We start from the raw sequence: 19,422 nt of genomic DNA, 5'->3' as shown, positions 1-19,422 counted from the left end.
ATGCTACCGGGATGGAGTTCCTCTGCTACCACCGCGACCGGCCCGGATCCCTGCCGCTGCGCGACGAACTGCTCGAAGCGCACTGGTCCTACATGGACGGGTTCGCGCAGGAGATGATCGCCCGGGGGCCGACGCTCACCGACGACGGGGCCCTGCCCACCGGCAGCGTGCACATCCTCGACCTGCCCGGTCCCGCCGCCGCCCGGGCGTTCGCCTTCGAGGAGCCGGGCTACCAGGCCGGGGTCTACCGGGACGTCCTGCTCCGGCGGTGGCGCAACCTGCTGGGGCGCACCATGTGGGACTTCCCCGGCGGTGGGACCGAGGGCACCCGCTACCTCGTGCTCGGCCTCGGTGGCGGGCGCCCCGTCGACCTCGCGGTCCCGGCCGACCGGGAGGAGCTCATCGCCTACGGGCCGCTGCTCTCCGACGACGGGACGGCCTGGCTGGGCACGGCGGCCCTGCTCGGGGCGCCGGATCCGGCCGCGGCACGGGCGGTGCTGACCGCTGATGGCTACGCCGACGTCGAGGTGCACCGCTGGCAGTTCGGCGGCCGCCCGTCCTGACGGCCCGTTCCCGTACGGCCGGCCCGCTCCCGTCCTGACCGGGAGCGGGCCGACCGCCGCCGCGCCGGGCTGACCGCCGCCGCGCGGGCTAACTCCCGGTGTCCGTGCGTTCCTCCGGCCGGCCGGGCTCGGCCCAGCGGGTGTGGTAGCTGCCCGGCCGGTCGGTGCGGCGGTAGGTGTGGGCGCCGAAGAAGTCGCGCTGGCCCTGGATCAGCGCGGCGGGCAGCCGCTCGCTGCGCAGGGTGTCGTAGTAGGCGAGCGCGGCGGAGAACGCCGGCACCGGGATGCCGTGCTGGGCGGCCCCGGCGACGACCGTGCGCCAGGCGGCCTGGGCGTCGGCGACCTCGGTGGCGAACTGCGGTTCCGCGAGCAGGCTGACCAGGTCGGGGTTGGCGGCGTGGGCGGCGCGGATCCGGTCGAGGAAGGCGGCCCGGATGATGCAGCCGCCGCGCCAGATCTTCGCCACCGCGCCGAGGTCGATGTCCCAGCCGTACTCGGCCGCCGCGTCGCGGATCATCGTCCAGCCCTGGTCGTAGGCGATGACCTTGGAGGCGTAGAGGGCCTGCTCGACGTCCCGGGTGAAGCGCTCGGCCTCGTGCGGGTGCATCGGGTGCACGGTGCCGCCGGGCAGCGGCCGGTAGGCCTCGCGCAGCGCCGTCCGGGAGGAGGCGACCCGGGCGAAGGTGGCCTGGGCGATGGCGGTGACCGGGGAGCCGAGGTCGAGGGCGGTCTGCACGGTCCAGCGCCCGGTGCCCTTCTGCTCGGCGGCGTCCTGGACGACGTCGACGAAGGGCTTGCCGGTGTCGGCGTCGGTGTGGGCGAGGACCTCGGCGGTGATCTCGATCAGGTAGGAGTCGAGCCGGCCCTGGTTCCAGCGCTCGAAGATGCCGGCGATCTCGGCGGGGGAGTACCCGCCGACGTCCCGCAGCAGGTGGTAGGCCTCGGCGATGAGCTGCATGTCGGCGTACTCGATGCCGTTGTGGACCATCTTCACGAAGTGGCCGGCCCCGTCGGTGCCGATGTGGGTGCAGCACGGCTCGCCGTCCACCTGGGCGCTGATCCGCTCCAGCATGGGGCCGAGCACGGTGTACGACTCGGCGGAGCCGCCGGGCATGACCGAGGGGCCGAGCAGGGCGCCCTCCTCCCCGCCGGAGACGCCGCTGCCGACGAAGTGGATGCCCTGCTCGCGCAGCGCCCGCTCCCGGCGGCGGGTGTCCGCGAAGTGGGCGTTGCCGCCGTCGACGATCATGTCGCCGGGCTCCAGCAGCGGCGCGAACTCCTCGATGACCTCGTCGGTGGGCCCGCCGGCCTTCACCATGATCAGCAGGCGGCGCGGACGTTCCAGCGCGGCCACGAAGTCCCGCGGCGACTCGGCGGGGACGAAGGTGCCCTCGTGGCCGAACTCCTCGACCAGGGCCCTGGTCCGGGCCGGGGTGCGGTTGTGCACCGCGACCGTGTAGCCGTTGCGGGCGAAGTTCCGCGCCAGGTTGCGGCCCATGACCGCCAGGCCCGTCACGCCGATCTGTGCCGAACCGATCGCGGATGCGTCCATGAGCTGTGCTTCCTTCCTCGGGGCCGGCCGACGGAGGAGTGCGCGCCGACCGCGTGCCGCGCACGCGAAGGACCGCCGGGGGCGGTCGGAGTCCAGGATCACCGCCGGACGGTGCCGCCCGCCCGGGGGGTTGGGCCGTTCAGGTGCCCGGAGGCGCCCACTGACCCCGCCGAACCGACCCTACCCCCGGATCAAGTCCCATGGCAGGGCAAGGCCTTGGTGGGCGGCGGGTAAAATCCCGGGCCGCCCGGCGCGGCGGACCGGTGCTGTTCACGTTCCGGCCGCCACCGGTACACCGGGGCCTCCCACCCTGGGGGCCGCACCGCCGCAGTCACCTCCCCTCCCCCCTCCACAGGAGAACTCCGTGACCCGTCGTTACGTCCGACTGGCCGCCACCCTCGGCGCCGCCGGTGTGCTGGCCGGATCCACCGTCGCCCAGGCTGCCGCCGCCGAGGAGGGCCGCGACGCCCACCGGGCCCAGCACGTCCTGCTGGTGTCGGTGGACGGTCTGCACCAGTCGGACCTCGCCCGCTTCGTGGCCGCGCACCCGCAGTCGGCGCTGGCCCGGCTGGTCCGCGGCGGTGTCGAGTACACCCACGCCGCCACCACCGACCCGTCCGACTCCTTCCCCGGCATGGTCGCCCAGCTGACCGGCGGCGGCCCCGGCACCACCGGCGTCTACTACGACGACAGCTACAACGCCGCGCTGCTCCCGGCCGGCACCACCGACTGCGCGCACGCCAAGCCGGGCGCCGAGGTCGACCTCACCGAGGACCTGGACCGGAACAAGGACGCGCTCGACGCCGGCCAGGGCCTGCCGGGCCTGCCCGGCTCCATCCTGCGGATGACCGGCGACCCGCGGACCCTGATCGACCCGGCCAAGCTGCCGGTCGACCCGCGGACCTGCCGGCCCGTCCAGCCGCACTCCTACCTCCAGGTGAACACCGTCTTCGAGGTGGCCCGCCAGGCCGGCCTGCGCACCGCCTGGTCGGACAAGCACGCCGCCTACGACATCCTCAACGGCCCCTCCGGCGAAGGCATCCAGGACCTCTTCACCCCCGAGGTCAACAGCAACGCCACCGGCTACAAGGGCGACTGGACCAAGGACAACCAGGCCACCGAGCAGTACGACTCGTACAAGGTGCAGGCCGTCCTCAACGAGATCGACGGCTACGACCACAGCCGTGCGCAGCGGGTCGGCACCCCGGCCGTCTTCGGCCTGAACTTCCAGTCCGTCTCCACCGCGCAGAAGCTGGCCAGCTCCGACGGCCTCCGGGGCGGCTACGTCGGCAAGGGCGTGCCCGGCCCGCTGGTGGAGAAGAACCTGGCGTACGTCGACCAGCAGATCGGCGCGCTGACCGCCGAACTGCGCAAGCAGCACCTCGACCGCTCCACCACCGTCATCCTCTCCGCCAAGCACGGCCAGTCCCCGACCGACCCGGCCGCGCTCAACCGGATCGACGACGGCCCGCTGCTCGCAGGCCTCGACGCCGCCTGGAAGGCCGCCCACCCGGGCGCGGGCGCCCTGGTCGCCCACGCGGTCGACGACGACGGCGTGCTGCTCTGGCTCAACGACCGCTCCGCGGCCGCCACCTCCTTCGCCAAGGCCTACCTGCTGGCGCAGCACGGCAACGGCGTCGACATCGACGGCAAGGCCCGCCCGTTCACCGGCGGCGGCGTCCAGCAGGTCTACGCCGGGGCGGAGGCCGCCGACCACTTCGGCGTCGCCCCGGGCGACCCGCGGGTGCCGGACGTCTTCGGCGTCGCGCAGTACGGCGTCGTCTACACCGGCGGCAGCAAGATCGCCGAGCACGGCGGCGACCACGCCGACGACCTGGACGTCCCGCTCGTCGTCTCCGGCGCCGCCACCCCGGGCGGCGTCCGCCGGGACGAGAAGGTCGAGACCAAGCAGATCGCCCCGACCATCCTCGACCTGCTCGGCCTCCGGCCGCACGCCCTCCAGGCCGTGCGCGTGGAGCACACCCGGGTGCTGCCCGTCCGCTGACCTCGGTGAACCGCCTGGCGGTCTGCCCCGGCCGCCCCGGGGAACTGCGGATAATCACCTGATCCCTGGCGTTCCGTCAGGTATCGTCGCGCGTCGTCGGACCAGGCCCTTCGGTCCGACGACGCGCGACGAGGAACCCAGGGGGAACGAATGACGGTCAACCAGCCCGGTCAGGTCCTGATCACCGGAGCCGCCGGCCGGATGGGCAGCTGCCTGCGGGAGTTGCTGCCCGGGTACGGCCACCGGCTGCGCAGCTTCGACCGGCTGCCCGTGCCCGGCGAGCCCGGGGCCGTCACCGCGGACCTGCTGGACGTCGAGGCGCTGGCGGCGGCGATGGACGGGGTCGACGCCGTGGTCCACCTGGCCGGGATCCCGGGGGAGGCGCCGTTCGCCGACATCCTGGCCGCCAACATCGAGGGCACCTACCGGCTGTACGACGCGGCCCGGGCGGCCGGCGTCCGCCGGATCGTGTACGCCAGCAGCAACCACGCGACGGGCTTCACCGAGCGGCCCGCCGACGGCGGCACCGTGCCGGTGGACGCGCCGCAGCGGCCCGACACGTACTACGGGGTCTCCAAGTGCTTCGGCGAGAGCCTCGCCTCGCTGTACGCCGACCGGCACGGCATCGAGACCGTCTCGCTGCGCATCGGCTCCTTCACCGACCGGCCCCGCAGCATCCGGATGCTCGCCACCTGGCTCAGCCCCGGTGACTGGGCCCGCCTCGCTCACGCCGCACTCACCGGTCCGGTCACCGGCCACACCGTGGCCTACGGGATATCCGCCAACACCCGCGCCTGGTGGGACCTCTCGACGGCCCGGGCGCTCGGCTACGAGCCGCAGGACGACGCCGAGCCCTTCGCCGCCGAACTGATCGCCGAACTGGGCGAGTTGTCCCCCGAGGACCCGGAACACCGCTACCTCGGTGGCCGCTTCACCCAGGCCGGGCGATGACCGCCGCCCCGGGCATGGAAGACTCGGCCGGATGATCGTGATGCAGCCCGTCCTGGAGGCGCGCCCCCTGGACGACTTCGACCTCTGGCCCGTCGCCGACACCGGGTCCGCCGAGTTCCTCGCCCTCGACGGAGGGCTGTCGCCCGCCGAGGTCGGGACGGCGGTGCTGCTGGTCGCCCGCTGCAACGGCAGCGGTCCCGACCTCGATCCCGAGGGCGAGCGGCCGCCCCGGCCGGCCGACCCGCTGGGCTCCTTCCTGTACGGACTGCTGACCGTCGAGGACGTGTACGCGGCGGGCGGGCTGCGGGTCACCGACCGGGCCACCGGCATCGTGTTCCAGCCCGGCTGCTGCGACGGCCTGGAGGACTGGCGGGACTGGCACGGGCTGGCGGAGCACGGCGGGCTGGTCGGCTACGGGCACGAGCCGGTCTCCCCGGTCGCGGAGCGGTTCGGCCGCACCGTCCGGCTCACGGTCAACGCCGACGAGCCCGACAGTCCGGTGATCGTGCTGCCCGTCGCGGACCTGGGTGGGCTGCTCGCCGGGGTCGAACGGGATCTGGCCGACTTCCTCGGGCTGGCCGCCGACTGGGCCCGGCAGTACCTGCCGCCCGTTCATCGGGCCCCCGTCATCGCCGCCCTCGCCCGGGCCCTCGACCTGCCCGTGCAGAGCGCGCCGGGCGTGCCGACCGTGCCGGACCTGCCGTCGGAGGGGTAGGCCGGCGGCTCCGCGCCGCTCCGGCGACCTGAGCAGGAAGTCGTAGACCGCCTGCCGTCCGACCGGGTCGGCCGCCCGGTTCTGCACCGAGTGCGCCGCCCCGGGGACGATCACGATCTCCGGGCCGTGTGCCAACTCGCCCTGTTCGTAAAGCAGTTCGTACGGAGTGACGATGTCCTGATCGCCGCCCAGCCGAGGGTGGTGGCGGGGCGCGCCGGTCGCCCTCCTCATCCGGCGGGGAGGGCGACCGGCCGTGGCTCAGGAGACGTTGACGGCGGTGTCGTCGAGGACGAAGGAGGTCTGCTTGGTGTAGTCCTCGGCGCCGGAGAACTTGAGGGTCACGCTCTGGCCGGCGTAGCCGGACAGGTTGAAGCTGTGCTGCTGGTAGCCGGTGGCCGCGTTGACGTTGGAGTAGGTCGCCAGGGTGGTCCCGTTGGCGGTCACGGTCAGCTTGTCGAAGGCGGTGGTGCTGCTGGCGGCGGTGTCGATGTGCAGCCAGAAGCTGAACGTGTAGGTGTTGCAGCCGGCCGGGAGGGTCACGGTCTGGGCGAGGGTGTCGGTGTTGGTGCTGCCGTACCCGTCGAGCCAGGCGTCGTAGCTGCCGGAGTGCGGCGGCTCGCTGGAGCTGCTGTTGACGGTGCTGGTGCCGCTGGTGTTGGTCTCCGTCCAGCCGGTCGTCGAACCGGCCTCGAAGCCGGGGTTGGTGAGCAGCTGGGCGGCGGTGCAGCCGGTGCCGCCGCCGGTGGGCTGGACGGTCCAGGTGAAGGTGACGGAGGAGGACGGGCCGGTGGAGTCGGTCGCGGTGGCCGTCACGGAGTACGTCCCGGCGGTGGTCGGCGTGCCGCTGATCAGGCCGGTCGTGGCGTTGACGCTCAGGCCGGCGGGCAGGCCGGAGGCGCTGTAGCCCAGGGTGCCCCCGGCGGTGTCGGTGGCGGAGAGCTGGAGGCTGGTGGCGGTGCCGGCGGTGGCGGTGCGGGCGCCGGGGTTGGTGAGGGTGACGCTGCCCGTGGTGCTGCCGCTGCCGCCGGCGGCGAGCCAGGCGGTGGCGTTGAGGCCGAGGGCGGCGTCGGTGCCGGCCGGGTCGTTCCAGCCGTTGTAGACGGTCTTGCCGGGCTCGCCGGTGCCGTCGTCGATGGCGGAGCTGTCGCCCCAGATGGCGACCCGGCCCTTGCCGAAGCCGCTGGTGGCGAAGAAGGCGCCGGTGGTGCCGGAGTAGCCGGTGCGGTAGACGATGCCCTTGACGGCGGGGTTGTCGGCGGGCTTGAGGGTGAAGGTGGTGCCGTTGCGGATGATACTGCCGGTGACGGTGCCGAAGGGGCCGTGCAGGACGGGGTCGGTGGCGTCGTTGACGGCGGTCGGGTTGTCGGTCTGGATGTTGAGCAGGTCGACGGAGAGCCCGAACGGGTCCTTGCTGTTGACCGAGTTGGCGGTCATCAGGTCGTTGATGACGGCGGGGGAGTCCCAGCCGTCGTTGTTGCGGTCGCTGCCGGTGTGGTCGGAGATCAGGAACAGGCCGCCGCCGTTCTGGACGAACGTCATGACCGCGGTCTTCTCGGCGTCGCTGAGCCGGACGTTGGGCTCGGGCAGGACGAACTCGTCGAAGTTGGCGAGGTCCAGCGCGCCACCGGTGCCGTAGGTGATGGCGGAGCCGCTCGGCAGGGTCTTGAGGCTGTACTGGCCGGTCTTCTGGAGGGCGACGCCCCAGCTGGAGATGGCGCCGGTCCAGTCGGTCTCGGACTGCGGGGCGGCGTTCTCGGCGAGCGGGTCCGGCTGGCTGGTGCTGATGATCCAGTCCGCGTTGCCGGCGGTCTCCGCCTTGCTGTTGTCGAACAGGACGCGGTGCTGGGTGGTGGTGGTCGCGGAGGCGGTGGCCGTCCTCGTGGCCGCGGTGGTGGCTGCGGCGGCGGGGTGGGGGGCGGTGCTCGCGACGGCGAGCACGGTCAGGACGGCGGCGCCCAGGGCGAGCGGGCGTGTCGCGTTGACGCGTCTGAGCATGGGTCAAGTCCCTTGGCTTGTGGGGATGCAGGGGAGAGCTACGCGCGTAGGCGCAGTGGCACCGTCCCATGATGGGGTAATCGGAGCTTGAACGGAACGCGACGAAACGGCTCATCAGTGCGCCGTCGGGCCTTTCGGCGGAAGTCTGCACAGCTGCGACACGGCTGGGCCACCGGACCTCCGCGCCCGGGGCGCGGCCCTTGCCGAAGCCTTTAACGAGGGCTCAGGCAAGGGCCGCGGGGACGGGGCTCCGGTGAGCGGACTCGCTACCCCCGGGCCAGCCGCCCCAGGGCCAGGCCCGCCAGCAGTGCGGCGCCGTCGCCGAGCACGCCGTCGTCGAACTCGGCCTCCGGGGAGTGGTTGTAGGGCGCGGTGAACGGGTCCCGCCCGTCGGCCGGGACGGCACCGAGCAGCAGGTACGCCGACGGGACCAGTTCGCCCAGGACGCCGAAGTCCTCCGAGCCGGCGATCGGTTGGGGCATCTCCAGGTACCGCCCCGACCCGAACAGCCGGGCCGCCAGGCCGGACGCGAACTCCGTCTCCACCGGGTCGTTGACGGTCACCGGGTAGCCGGGTTCCACCTCGGCCGCCACCTCCAGCCCGTGGGCTGCCGCGATCCCGTGCACCACCCGCAGGGCCTCGGTGCGCACCAGCTCGCGCGAACGCGGCGAGACGGAGCGGATGGTGGCCTCGAAGCGCGCCTCGTCGGGGATCACGTTGGCCGCCGTACCGGCGCCGAGCGTGCCCACGGTGAGCACCACCGGGTCGAAGGCGTCGATCCGGCGGGTCACCATCGACTGGAGCGCCAGGACCGTTTCGCAGAGCGCCGGGACGGGGTCGAGCGCCGAGTGCGGGCTGGAGCCGTGCCCACCGCGCCCGTGCAGGGTGGCCCGCAGGGTGTCGGAGGCGGCGAGCACCGGCCCGGGACGGGTGGCGACCACCCCGTTGGGCAGGATGGCGGCGGCCACGTGCAGGGCGTAGGCGGCCACCACCCGTTCCCCGGCCGCGTCCAGCACGCCCGCCTCGACCATCAGCCGGGCGCCGTCCGCCCCCTCCTCGCCCGGCTGGAACATCAGGACCACGTTCCCGGCCAGCTCCGCGCGCCGCTCGCACAGCAGCCGGGCCGCGCCGACCAGCGCGGCCATGTGCAGGTCGTGCCCGCAGGCGTGCATCACTCCGGGGGCCTCGGAGGCGTACGGCAGCTCGGTGCCCTCCTGCACCGGCAGCGCGTCCATGTCGGCCCGCAGCAGCACGTTCGGGCCCGGTCGGCCGCCGCGCAGGACGGCGGTGATCGAGCTCAGTCCCTTGCCGAGGGAGATTTCCAGGGGGAGGCCGTCGAGCGCGGCGAGCAGCCGGGCCTGGGTCCGGGGGAGGTCCAGTTCGAGCTCCGGATGGCGGTGCAAATCCCGGCGGAGCTCCGCGAGTTCGGGTTGCAGGCGGGCGGCCGAGCGAAGTAGTTCGGACAGGTCGAGCCGCTCCCACGGTGCGGCGGGCGCGCCGGGGGTGGCGCTGGGCAGGTCGGACACGGGGGACCTCCAGGGGTGGACGGCCCGGGGGAGCCCGGGGCGGCTGGTGCCATGATCGGAGGTTGCCCACCCCGGTCCGGCCCGGCACACGGGACAGCCGGGAATCCGCTCCGGATACCACGGGAGGTGGTCCGGGGTGTGGCCGACCTCCGGGTGCGTTGAGATGGTCCGACGGAGTGACTATCTTCATGGGGTGAGTGAGCGTGTGATGCAAGAACCCACTGTGATGGTCCTGACCGCCCTCGCGGACGCCCCCCGGCACGGCTACGCCATCGCCCAGGAGATCAAGGCGATGACCGACGGTCGGGTCGCCCTGCGCACCGGGGCCCTGTACGGGGCCCTGGACCGCCTGCTGGCGGACGGCCTGATCGAGGTCGAACGCGAGGAGGTCGTCGACGGCCGGGCCCGACGGATCTTCACCCTCTCCCCGTCCGGCCGCGAGCGGCTGGCCGCGGAGGCCGAACGGCTGGCCGCGACGGCCCGGGAGGCCACCCGCCGGCTGTCCGCCGCCCGCCCGGCGGCGACCGGCACATGATCGACCACCTGCTGCGCCTCTACCCCGCCGCCTACCGGCGCGCCCACGGCGCGGAGATCGCCGCGACCTACCGTGAGATGACCGCCGGCGAGCCGCTGGGCACGCGCCTGCGGGACACGGCGGAACTGGCGGGGCACGCGCTGCGGCTGCGTGCGGGGCTGGGGCCGGGCTCCGCCGCCGCGCGGGTGCTCGGGACGGCGTACCCGCTCGTCCTGGCCGCCTCGGCCGCCGCCTGCGGACTGCACCTGCTGCGCTGGTACGCCGGCGTGGCCGCCTCGCCGACCCCCTGGGGGCTGCAGCTCCGGTCCGACCTGTCCGGGGTGTGGGGCGCGTTGCTGGTCTCCTCGCTGCTGGTGTTCGCGGGGGCGGCGGCCGCCCTGGCCGGACGGTGGCGGGCGGGCGTGCCCTGCACCGTGGCCGGGCTGCTCGCCTTCGCCGCGTCCGCCGTGGCCAGCGGTCCGGCGTTCGGCGACCCGGTCGCCGGCCCGGCCGCCGCCGTGCTGGCGGCGGCCGCGCTGCTCGGCTGCCCGCCGGACCGGCGTACGGAGGCCCTGGCGGCCGGCCGGGCGGGCACCGCCGGGGTGGCGGTCGCGCTGGTGCTGGTACCCCTGGCGGCCGTGGCCGCGCACGCCGTGCCCTGGGTCAGCACCGACTACGGGTGCTGGCCGCTGCTGGTGCTCGCCGCGGCCGCGGCGGTGACGGCCTGGCGCAACGGCTCCCGGGGCACCCGCGAACTGGCCGCGCTGGCCCTGGCCTGCCCGCCGCTGCTCGCCCAGGCCGGCACGGTGGCGTGGGGCGATCCGACCGCGCTCGCCGCCCTGGCGACCGTCCTGACGGCAGCCCTGGCGGCCGTCCCGCTCGCCGGGCGCCTGGGCCGGGCCCCGCGCTGAACGATCCGACCCCGCCGAGCGGCCGGTAGGGCCCGTACCGGCCGAGCGGCGGGGTTCGTCGCGCTCGTGTTACTCCGTTTGACGTAGCATTCCGTTCAACGGACTATCGGACCGTCGGCTCCACCGGATCCGGCAGGCCCGCGCGAGAGGATGCCCATGCCGTTCACCCTGTCCCACCCGGCAGCCGTCCTGCCCCTGCTGCGCACGCCGTTCAGCCGGGCCGCGCTGGTGGCCGGGGCCGTCGCGCCGGACCTGCCGTACTTCCTGGTCGCCACCGGACTGCCGGTCAGCGCCCAGTCCTGGTACGAGCCCTTCGCCAACGCCACCACCACCCACACCCTGCCCGGCGCCCTCACCGTCGGCCTGCCGTACACCCTCGCGCTGTGGGCGCTCCTGCTGGCCGGGCGGCGGCCGCTCGCCGCGCTGCTGCCGCTTCCGTCGCCCGCCGCGCCGACGGTCGGAGCGCCCGGTACGGCCGGAACGCCTGGTGCACCCGGTATGGCCGGGGCGGTGGTGCGGCGGGCCGGGTGGGTCCTGCTGTCCGCGCTGATCGGCCTCGCCACCCACCTGGTCTGGGACTCCTTCACCCACTTCGACGGCTTCGTGGTCACCCGCGCGCCCTGGCTGAACACCACCCTGGCCGGCAGCCTCAGCTGGGCGCGGGCCCTGCAGCACGCCAGCACCATCGGCGGCCTGGCCGCCATCGCCGTCTTCGGCTGGCGCCGACGGGCCCGGCTGCGTATCACCGGCGGCCTGGCCGCCATCGCGGGCCGGCGCCGCCACGTCCTGCTCGCGCTGGCCCTGTGCACGGCCACCGGGGCCGTTGCGCACGCCTGGTGGTGGCTGGCCGGCCCGCAGGCGGTGGCCGGCGGGCGGCCGCTGGACGCCCTGCTCGAAGGTGTGCTCTCCGACGCGGCGAAGGGCGCGGGCGCGGGCCTGATCGCCGCCCTGGCGCTGTACACCGCCGCCTGGTGGGCCCGCCACGCGGCCGTCGCGCTGCGCGGCCGCACGGGCGCCGCACAGGCCGGTACCACGGCCTGAGCGCGACGGGCCGTCCTGCCGCCCGACGGGTCGGCAACTCCCGTCTGCCAGGCAGGACTTCGCTGCCGTTCGACGTTTCGGGGGCGCCCACCGGGCGCCCCCGAAGGGCCGGACGCTGGGTCCGGACGGTGGCCGGCTCCGCTGCATCGGAGGGCGGCCGTGGTCCCTGGGTGTCGATTGCTCGCGACCGGGACTTCGGGTTCAAGGCTGGCGGGGAGCGCGACCGGAACGCCCAGTTGCGTGCTGCGGAGCCGGACGGAGCGGTGGCGGCTGCGGTGGAGCCGCCCGGGTCGGCGGCGGATGACCTGGGCCTTTTCCCGTTCCGCCGGGCGAGATTGTTGCGGCGGGTTCCGGACTGCTGCGCAAGAAATACCGGGAGTGGCGTTCGTCGGGGAGGAAAACCCGGACAGGGGCGCGATCCGGCGTGTGCGGGGGCGCTCCCAGTGGCCGCGAGCTGCGGATACCTCCGTTGATCATGCGATGTTCTTTCAGAGAGGAATGCCGCTTGGGCCGTTCGGGGAAATCACGAGGCTCGTCGTACCCGAGAATGAACGCCGGGTGCTGGGCGGGAGCTGCAATCTCCGGCCCGGGTCTTCAAGACTCGATTGAACGTCATTTCGATTTTAGGGACTTCGTATGAGTGTGCCGCGTCCGCGGCGGACGGCGGCGGGCAGCAGTGTGCTGCCCGTTCCGGTCGTCGTCCTGGCGTTGGGTGTTCTGACCGCGGTCGTCGTGCTCGCCCTGGCCGGGGTGTCCACCGAGACGATCATCGCCCTGTCGAGCGCAGCGGTCTTCGCCGCGGCCGAGCTGACCAGAAGGCTGGTCGCCGCCGTCGCCCGCGGACGCCGGCGCAGGTGAGCGTGCGGCATGGGACGGCACAAGAAGGCGGTGCCGGACGGTGCGTTCGCGAAACGGCTCGCCGTCTACCTGCGCGGCCTGCGGGAGCGCAGCGGCAAGACCTACGAGGCCATGGAACCCTACTCCGTCGCGACCTTCTCCCGCGCGGACTCCGGTTCTTCCAAGCCGAGTTGGCCCGTCGTGGAGGCCTACGTACGGGCCTGCGGCGGACGGCCGTCGGAGCTGCGCAAGGCCGCCAGGCTGTGGCAGGAGACGCCCGCGAACCAGTCGGCGGCGGACGCCCTGGCCGACGGTGCCGACGCCTGGCCCGAACCGGACGCCCTGGTGGAGCCCCACCAGCTCGGTGAGGCCATGCGGATCGCGCGGAAGGCGTGCGGCCGCCCGTCGCTGCGCGAGCTGGAGGCGCGGGCGGCGCGGCTCGGCGAACAGCTCTCCCGCAGTACGGTCAGCGACGCGCTGCGCTCGCCCGGCGGACCGCAGTTGCGGACGTTCTGCGCCTTCATGCGGGTGATCGCGGACTATCCGGGGTCACCGGCCGCCGGCTACCCGGTCCGGGTGTGGGCCGAGGCATGGCACCGCGTGCAGGAGGGGAGCGGCAGGGCGGTGCCCGCCGTCGGGCCGGGGCATCCGACGGCGGCGCGCGGGCGCGCGCCGTCGGCCGGGGAGGGGCGGCGGCGCCCGCGGTTACTGACCCGTCCGTGGGCGCCGCCGGGGCCGCTGCGCGACCTCAAGGACGCCCTGCACGACCTGTACCTCTCGGCCGGCGCGCCGTCCCTGGCCGACATCGCGGGCGCCGTCCGGCTGGACGACTCGCTCGCCGCCGCACCGGAGCGGGACAGCATCCGCCGGCTGCTGCGCTCGCCCCAGCTGCCGCCCAACCCGCACGACGCGGTGGCGGTGGCGTCGGTGCTGGCCCGGATGGCGGGGGTCGGGGCGGGGGAGGCCGCCGTGCGCGCCCGGAACCTGTGGATCGCGGCGGCGGCGGAGCCCCCGTACGGGCACGCCGTCGCGGACCTGCTCGATCCGATCGCCCTCGGGGTCCGTCCGACCTTCGCGTTCCCGGACATGCCCGACACCCTGCCGACCCTGACCCCGTACGTGGACCGGCTGCACGACCGGGCGCTGCTGGACGTGGTGCGGATGGGGGTCGGCGGGCACAGCGGCATCGTCATCGCGCGCGGTGAACCGTCGACCGGCAAGACGCGCAGCTGCTGGGAGGCCGTGCGGTCGCTGCCCGCCGACTGGCGGCTGTGGTACCCGGCCAACCCCTCCGACACCGGGCAGGTGCTCCAGGCGCTGGCGGGGGCCGGGCCCAGGACGGTGGTGTGGCTGGACCGGATCGACCGCTACCTGGACGCCGCCCAGGGGGTGACGGCCCAGCGGATCCACGACGAGATCAGGCAGGCGCTGTCCGACACCCGCCGGGCCCCGGTCCTGGTGATCGGGACGGTCTCCGACTCCGCCCGGATGCTGACCGGGGAGGGGAGCGAGGACCCCCCGAACGCCGCCGCCCTGATGCTGATCGAGGAGGCGGGCGTCAACGTCCCCAACTCCCTGACGGGCAGTGAGCTGCTCGGGCTGGCCGCGCTGGCGCACCGGGACCCCCGGCTGTCGCTGGCCCAGGCCACCGCCAAGGAGACGGCCGTGCAGTTCCTGGCCAGCAACCACGGCGCCCACCCCGTGGTCAACGCGTACTCCTTCCACACGGCCGTGACCACGAGGGACACCGACACGCTCGTGGTGGGGGCGCGGCTCCTGCACGAGACCGGTCGGCCGCGGGAGGCGGTGGCCTGGTACCAGGCCGCGGCGGAGGCCGGTGACAGCCAGGCCGTCCGGTCGGCGGCGAGCCTGCTCAGCGAGAGCGGCGACCTGGCCGAGGCGATCTCCTGGCTGCGCGAACGCGCCGACGCCGGCGACACCCACGCCGCCCTGGAGGCGGCCCGCCAGCTGGAGCACGACGGGCAGGACGAGGAGGCGATCACCCTCTACCAGCGCGCCGCCCAGACGGGTGGCAAGAGCCAGGCGCTGCGCTCGGCGGCGGCGGTGCTGCGCCGCCACGGCCGGGCGCCCGAGGCCCTGGCGTGGTTGCAGGGCCGGGCGCGGGACGGCGACGAGAAGGCGTACCGCGAGGCCGCGCACCTGCGCTGGACCACCGGTGACCGGGAGGGCGGACTGCGCTCCTACGAGGAGGCGGTGGCCGCCGGCGACACCACCGCGCTGCGCGAGGCGGCGGAGCACCTGCAGGCCGCGGACCGGGTCGAGGAGGCGATCGACTGGTACCGGCGCGCCGTGCGCGGCGGGGACAAGGTGGCCCTGCGGCCGCTGGCCGACCTGTTGAAGGCCGAGGGCGACCTCGACGGCGCCCTGCCGTACTACCTGCGGGCGGCGGAGCTGTCCGACGTGCTGGCCATGCACCAGGCGGCCGCGCTCTACCGGTTGGGGAAGCAGCCGGCCCGGGCGCTGCACTGGTACCGGGAGGCCTCCCGGCACGGGGACGACTCCGCGCTGCTGCACATCGCCGCCCTCCACCAGGAGGCCGGACGGATCGACACGGCGCTGACCTGGTACGCGAGGGCGGCCGACAGCCGGATCCGGGACGCCTACCGGGAGGCCGTCTGGATGCTCTGGGACGCGGGGCGGCTCGACGACGCCTACGCGTGGCTGGCGGGCCGGGTCGACAACGGCGATCGCCGGGCGCTGCGCGAGCTGGGCGACCTGCTCCGCGAGGCCGGCCGGCTCCCGGAGGCGCTGGCCTGGTACCGGCGGTCCGCGGAGCTCGGCAGCAGGTACTCCCTCCGGCACGTGGCCCGACTGGAGGCCCGGCTGGGCATCCCGCCGGTCCGGTGATTCTCGGCCACGCCACGGCCGGACTCCCCTGCGAACCTCACGAGTTACTTCACCCCAGTGATTCCGGGCCGTTCCGGGGGTTGATTACCGGGGTAATCAGAGAAATGACATGTCTCAGGAATGTGAGCAAGCTGCGTGCCCTGGTATGTCAGCTTTTGCTGGTAAAAGTCGCCGGTGGTGAGGCGCATAGACAGCAGAGGAATTGCCTTGGCACTATCAACTCCTGACCTTCACTAGGCGACTACTTAAGCGAGGGCCGTACCGGGCCGCTAGGCTGTGCGAATGGTTCCCGCGCCGCCCCCGACACTGACCCTCGAAGCCGCCGGGGAGCTCCAGCGGCGCCTCCACGCCGAGATCGGGCCGGGCCTCGGCGAGCGGGAACTCGATGACGTGGAGGCCCGGTTCGGCTTCCGGTTCGCCGCCGACCACCGGACCTTCCTGGCCGCCGGCCTCCCGCATGGGTCCCGGTGCTGGCCGGACTGGCGGCACGGCGACCCCGACGACCTGCGGGCCCGGCTGACCGCGCCGGTCGAGGGCGTGCTGTTCGATGTCGAGCACAACGGCTTTTGGCACCCGTTGTGGGGGCCGAAGCCGGACGGGACCCGGGAGGCGCTGCGGATCGCGCGGGCCGAGCTGGCGACTGTCCCGCAGCTGGTCCCGGTCTACGGCCACCGCTACCTGCCGGGAACGGCGGGCGAGTCGGGCCACCCGGTGCTGTCGGTCCACCAGACCGACCTCATGTACTACGGGAACGACCTCGCCCACTACGTCCGGAACGAGTTCACCGGTCGGCCCGGCACGCTGTCCCGAGTGCGTACGACCGTCGCCTTCTGGTCGTACTTCGTCGACGGGGAGACGACCTTCACCACCCCGCACGATCCCTACGCCGTCACCGCGCGGGAAGCGGTCGAGCACCTGCGGATGCTCGCCCTGGAACGCCTGATCGGCCGCAGGGTGGACGAGGACCAGCTCGTCCGGACCGGGCTGACGGCGGAGGCGCTTGGCGTCGAGGCGCCGTCCCTGCCGCTGCTCGCCGGCCTGCCGTACGGCGACCGAGGGCGGGCTCCCGAGCTCTTCGACCGGGTGCTCGCCGAACTGGGCCTCACCGCCGGACTCCCCGGCAAGGACACCGGCCACCCGTGGGAGGCGGCTCGTCGGGAGCTCGTCCACTGGTGGCTCCGGCTGATCGTGAACGGCGGTACGGCACCCACGGTCGGCGCCGAGGTCATCGCCCACGGCGGCTGGGGCGCGCTCGGCCGGCCCCGCGCACTGTGGCCTCTGGTGACCCTGGACGTGGGGTGTGACGGCCCGACGGGCGAGCGGATCCGCACGTTCGAAGAGCTCGGCGCCGCGATCGTGGCAGAGGCCGAACGGCTGCTGGCCGGCCCCTGGTCGCCGCACGGACCGCGCTGACGGCCTCCCCCAGCGGAAGTGTCGGGTCAACGTCGGGTGAACGTCGTGGTCGGGCGGGACGGGCCGCGGTGAGGATGGACCCCGCGCCGACGACGGCGATTCCCACCGACTGGGGGCAACGAATGAGGTACCGGTACACGGCTGTGCTCGGCCTGGCGGCCGCGCTCGTCACGGTGATCGGCACGTCGGGAACGGCGAACGCCTACTACAACCAGGACAACCTGGTCATCGGCAGTGTCCAGTTCATCGACCACCACCTCGGGAGCGTGTACGGCAGCTACGAGCTGTCCTCGACCACCTACAGCACCGGCGCGGCCAACCTCCGCTGGAAGGTCGCGTCAGCCGCGCCCGACACGGGCTACCCGAACGTCCAGCTCCGCAACGACAGCAGCGGCCGCTGCATACGGGCCATGAGCGCCGGCACGGTGCAGATGAAGTCGTGCGACGACAAGGACCCGTACCAGATCTGGGCGATGACCAACGGTGCGTACGGCACCCAGTTCTTCAACTTCGCCGTGCGCTCCTGCCTGGACAACGGCAACAACAGCCCCTACCTCTTCCACGAGGAGGGCTGCAACACCAACAACCCGTACCAGAGCTGGTACCTGACGCAGTAGAGCGCGGGCCGGGACCGGAAAGCAACCACGCCTCGTACTGACGGGACCGGTGCCGGTTCCGACCGCTCGGCCCTCGGGGCCGGGCGGTCGGCCGCGTTTCACCTCGTGATGTCGCCGTCCGGCAGGTCCTGGACGGTGACCTTCCCGCGCGGCTGGCCCAGCAGGCGGGCCACCGCGTCGCCGATCCCCTGCGCGTCGCCGGTCGGTCCGGGCGGGGCCGTGTCGGTGTACCGCTCGATGGCCTTCCGGAAGTACGACGGGTTCCAGGCCCCGACGGCCCCGCTGACATCGACGGCCTGCACCGGCCGGTGGCCGACGGCCCGCCTGATGGCGGGGAGGATCTCGTCCGAGCTGTACTTCCCCGGGACCTGGAACAGGCTCGCATGGCCGCCGACCTTGCCGCCGTCCCGCAGCAGGACGGTGACGACCAGGCAGCTGGTCACCGACGGGTAGGTGATCGTCCCGCGCGGCCCCACCTCGCCGACCTCGCCCTCCGTGATCCGGACATCGGCCGGCTCGGCGGCGGGCCGGACCACCGTGCCCGACCCGAGCGGGACCGCTGACGCCCGGTCACCCCCGCCGGTCGCGCCGACCGCCAGCACCAGCGCTGCTCCGAGGACCAGCCCCGTCCTCGCCACGCCCCGCCCGGACATCACCAACGTCATGACCCCACATCACATCCCAGAGAACCGGCCCGCGCACACCTGCGCACACCCGCGCACGTACGCGGCCACACATGCTCCCGAGTACGAACGATCACGTCAACTCGATGCCCCGAGGCTCGCCCTCTCGGGCAGTGGCCGGGACGGCCGGGCGGCGGCCACCACCTGTCCCGGCACCTGTTCCGGCGCCAGTGCTGCCGCTGACGCGGGCGAGGTCAGTCGGCGGCCCGGGCGGCGGCCGGCAGCGGTTCGACCCCGACGACCCGGCGGATCCGGGTGGGCTCGATGAACACGGTGACCCGCCGCTCGCCGGGGATGCGCCAGCCGTACTCCTCGACGCCGAGGTACTTGTGGGCGAGTCGGTCCATCTGCCGGTCGGCCTGCTCCCCGGTCACGAACTCGACGGCCCGGCCGTGGATCTGGACGCGGTCGTAGGGATCGGCCGGGTCGGAGCCGGAGAGGCACACCCGGGGGTCGTGCCGCAGGTTGCGCTCCTTGATCCGGCCGATGGAGGTGTTGAAGTACACCCGTTCACCCTCCAGGCCGACCCACATCGGCGTGACGTGCGGGGCGCCGTCCACCCCGGTCGTCGCCACGAACCAGATCCACGGCTGCGCCAGCCGCGCCCGGAGGTCCTCGGTCCAGATGCCCACCGGCCGTCCTCTTACGTCGTTCCGCGGCGGTCCCCGACGGACACCGCCCACCTGATGCCGCCTCAGCGTAGCGAGCCGCCCGTAAATGAGTGGCCAGGCCCGGGCGACCGGCGGGGACGGGAGCGGGCACGCCTGGCATCAGCTGGGAACCTGACCCCGAGCCCGGGAGCTTCGCCGAGAGCGCACGGATTACGCCGTTCGGGTGAGCGCGGGGTTCGGTGGGGCGGCCCGGTGGGCAGAGCCTGCGACATGACGACACCCGGAACCAGCCGCCGCCACCGCCGCCGTTCCACCGCGCCCGCGTCCGCCGTCCAGGCCCGGCCCGTGCGGCAGCCGGTTCCGGCTCCACCGGGCGGCCGGTGCTGCCGTACCTGGTCCAGCGAACACCTGACCCGGAGCGGCCGGGCCGTCCGCACCACCTGGCACGAGCCCGCCTGCCCGTCCTGGCACACCGGCCCGTGACGGACGGTGGCCGTGCCGGGGGAGCGGCGACCGGTGCGTCGCAGCCGGTGACCGCGCGGCGCCGGACCTGATCGGCGGCACGACGGGGGCGCCGCCGCCGCTGCCCGGCCCGGCTGCCGGGCGGCCCCCCGGCCCGC

General features: G+C 74.0%; 17 protein-coding genes. 12 read left to right on the top strand and 5 right to left on the bottom strand.

Annotated features, from left to right (window positions below):
- Window positions 1–11: 11 nt before the first annotated feature.
- Window positions 12–563, top strand: coding sequence for a YciI family protein (locus AB0F71_RS12320; protein ID WP_360231575.1), 552 nt, complete (start codon window positions 12–14; stop codon window positions 561–563).
- Window positions 564–651: 88 nt separating this feature from the next.
- On the opposite strand, the gene gndA is transcribed toward AB0F71_RS12320, so the two are convergent.
- Entirely contained in the window at window positions 652–2,115 is a 1,464-nt protein-coding gene (gndA, locus tag AB0F71_RS12315) for an NADP-dependent phosphogluconate dehydrogenase (protein WP_360231572.1), read from the bottom strand.
- A 364-nt stretch (window positions 2,116–2,479) separates the two neighbouring features.
- On the opposite strand from gndA, the gene AB0F71_RS12310 reads away from it, so the two are divergent.
- The 3 genes from AB0F71_RS12310 (at window position 2,480) to AB0F71_RS12300 (ending at window position 5,786) form a co-directional block, all read left to right on the top strand.
- On the top strand, window positions 2,480–4,120 hold the full coding sequence (locus AB0F71_RS12310) for an alkaline phosphatase family protein (protein ID WP_360231569.1): 1,641 nt from the start codon (window positions 2,480–2,482) through the stop codon (window positions 4,118–4,120).
- Between the two features lie 150 nt (window positions 4,121–4,270).
- Window positions 4,271–5,071, top strand: coding sequence for an NAD(P)-dependent oxidoreductase (locus AB0F71_RS12305; RefSeq protein WP_360231566.1), 801 nt, complete (start codon window positions 4,271–4,273; stop codon window positions 5,069–5,071).
- 31 nt (window positions 5,072–5,102) lie between these two features.
- Window positions 5,103–5,786: a hypothetical protein gene (locus AB0F71_RS12300; RefSeq protein WP_360231563.1), complete on the top strand. Its 684-nt coding sequence runs from the start codon at window positions 5,103–5,105 to the stop codon at window positions 5,784–5,786.
- A gap of 258 nt (window positions 5,787–6,044) precedes the next feature.
- Here the strand turns inward: AB0F71_RS12300 and AB0F71_RS12295 are convergent, their stop codons facing one another.
- Both AB0F71_RS12295 and AB0F71_RS12290 read right to left on the bottom strand, forming a co-directional pair.
- Window positions 6,045–7,781 carry a putative Ig domain-containing protein gene (locus AB0F71_RS12295; RefSeq protein WP_360231560.1) on the bottom strand — a complete coding sequence of 579 codons (1,737 nt, stop codon included), beginning with the start codon at window positions 7,779–7,781 and terminating at the stop codon, window positions 6,045–6,047.
- 266 nt (window positions 7,782–8,047) lie between these two features.
- The gene (locus tag AB0F71_RS12290) at window positions 8,048–9,247 is read right to left on the bottom strand and encodes a M20 family metallopeptidase (RefSeq protein WP_360231807.1); all 1,200 of its coding nucleotides are present in this window, start codon (window positions 9,245–9,247) and stop codon (window positions 8,048–8,050) included.
- Between the two features lie 268 nt (window positions 9,248–9,515).
- On the opposite strand from AB0F71_RS12290, the gene AB0F71_RS12285 reads away from it, so the two are divergent.
- From AB0F71_RS12285 to AB0F71_RS12255, 7 genes are all read left to right on the top strand, one after another.
- Window positions 9,516–9,842, top strand: a complete 327-nt coding sequence (locus AB0F71_RS12285) for a PadR family transcriptional regulator (RefSeq protein ID WP_360231557.1) — start codon at window positions 9,516–9,518, stop codon at window positions 9,840–9,842.
- A complete protein-coding gene (locus AB0F71_RS12280) occupies window positions 9,839–10,732 on the top strand; it encodes a hypothetical protein (RefSeq protein WP_360231554.1) in 894 nt (297 codons plus the stop codon). The genes AB0F71_RS12285 and AB0F71_RS12280 overlap by 4 nt, the downstream gene beginning before the upstream one ends.
- Window positions 10,733–10,888: 156 nt before the next feature.
- Window positions 10,889–11,773: a DUF4184 family protein gene (locus AB0F71_RS12275; protein ID WP_360231551.1), complete on the top strand. Its 885-nt coding sequence runs from the start codon at window positions 10,889–10,891 to the stop codon at window positions 11,771–11,773.
- A gap of 636 nt (window positions 11,774–12,409) precedes the next feature.
- The gene (locus tag AB0F71_RS12270) at window positions 12,410–12,631 is read left to right on the top strand and encodes a hypothetical protein (RefSeq protein ID WP_360231548.1); all 222 of its coding nucleotides are present in this window, start codon (window positions 12,410–12,412) and stop codon (window positions 12,629–12,631) included.
- A 9-nt stretch (window positions 12,632–12,640) separates the two neighbouring features.
- The gene (locus tag AB0F71_RS12265; RefSeq protein ID WP_360231545.1) at window positions 12,641–15,478 is read left to right on the top strand and encodes a hypothetical protein; all 2,838 of its coding nucleotides are present in this window, start codon (window positions 12,641–12,643) and stop codon (window positions 15,476–15,478) included.
- 282 nt (window positions 15,479–15,760) lie between these two features.
- Window positions 15,761–16,891 (top strand): hypothetical protein, encoded by a 1,131-nt coding sequence (locus tag AB0F71_RS12260; protein WP_360231542.1) that lies wholly within the window; start codon window positions 15,761–15,763, stop codon window positions 16,889–16,891.
- Between the two features lie 122 nt (window positions 16,892–17,013).
- Window positions 17,014–17,508, top strand: coding sequence for a ricin-type beta-trefoil lectin domain protein (locus tag AB0F71_RS12255; RefSeq protein WP_360231539.1), 495 nt, complete (start codon window positions 17,014–17,016; stop codon window positions 17,506–17,508).
- Between the two features lie 98 nt (window positions 17,509–17,606).
- Here AB0F71_RS12255 and AB0F71_RS12250 read toward each other — a convergent pair whose 3' ends face one another.
- Window positions 17,607–18,173 carry a hypothetical protein gene (locus tag AB0F71_RS12250; RefSeq protein WP_360231536.1) on the bottom strand — a complete coding sequence of 189 codons (567 nt, stop codon included), beginning with the start codon at window positions 18,171–18,173 and terminating at the stop codon, window positions 17,607–17,609.
- Between the two features lie 212 nt (window positions 18,174–18,385).
- On the bottom strand, window positions 18,386–18,823 hold the full coding sequence (locus tag AB0F71_RS12245; protein WP_360231533.1) for a PPOX class F420-dependent oxidoreductase: 438 nt from the start codon (window positions 18,821–18,823) through the stop codon (window positions 18,386–18,388).
- Between the two features lie 249 nt (window positions 18,824–19,072).
- On the opposite strand from AB0F71_RS12245, the gene AB0F71_RS12240 reads away from it, so the two are divergent.
- The gene (locus AB0F71_RS12240; RefSeq protein WP_360231530.1) at window positions 19,073–19,285 is read left to right on the top strand and encodes a hypothetical protein; all 213 of its coding nucleotides are present in this window, start codon (window positions 19,073–19,075) and stop codon (window positions 19,283–19,285) included.
- Window positions 19,286–19,422 lie beyond the last annotated feature (137 nt).

Source organism: Kitasatospora sp. NPDC028055 (assembly GCF_040637885.1).
In the GTDB taxonomy this organism is placed as follows: domain Bacteria; phylum Actinomycetota; class Actinomycetes; order Streptomycetales; family Streptomycetaceae; genus Kitasatospora.
Note: the sequence above shows the minus strand (reverse complement) of the source record. Positions and strands in the feature narration are given on the sequence as shown.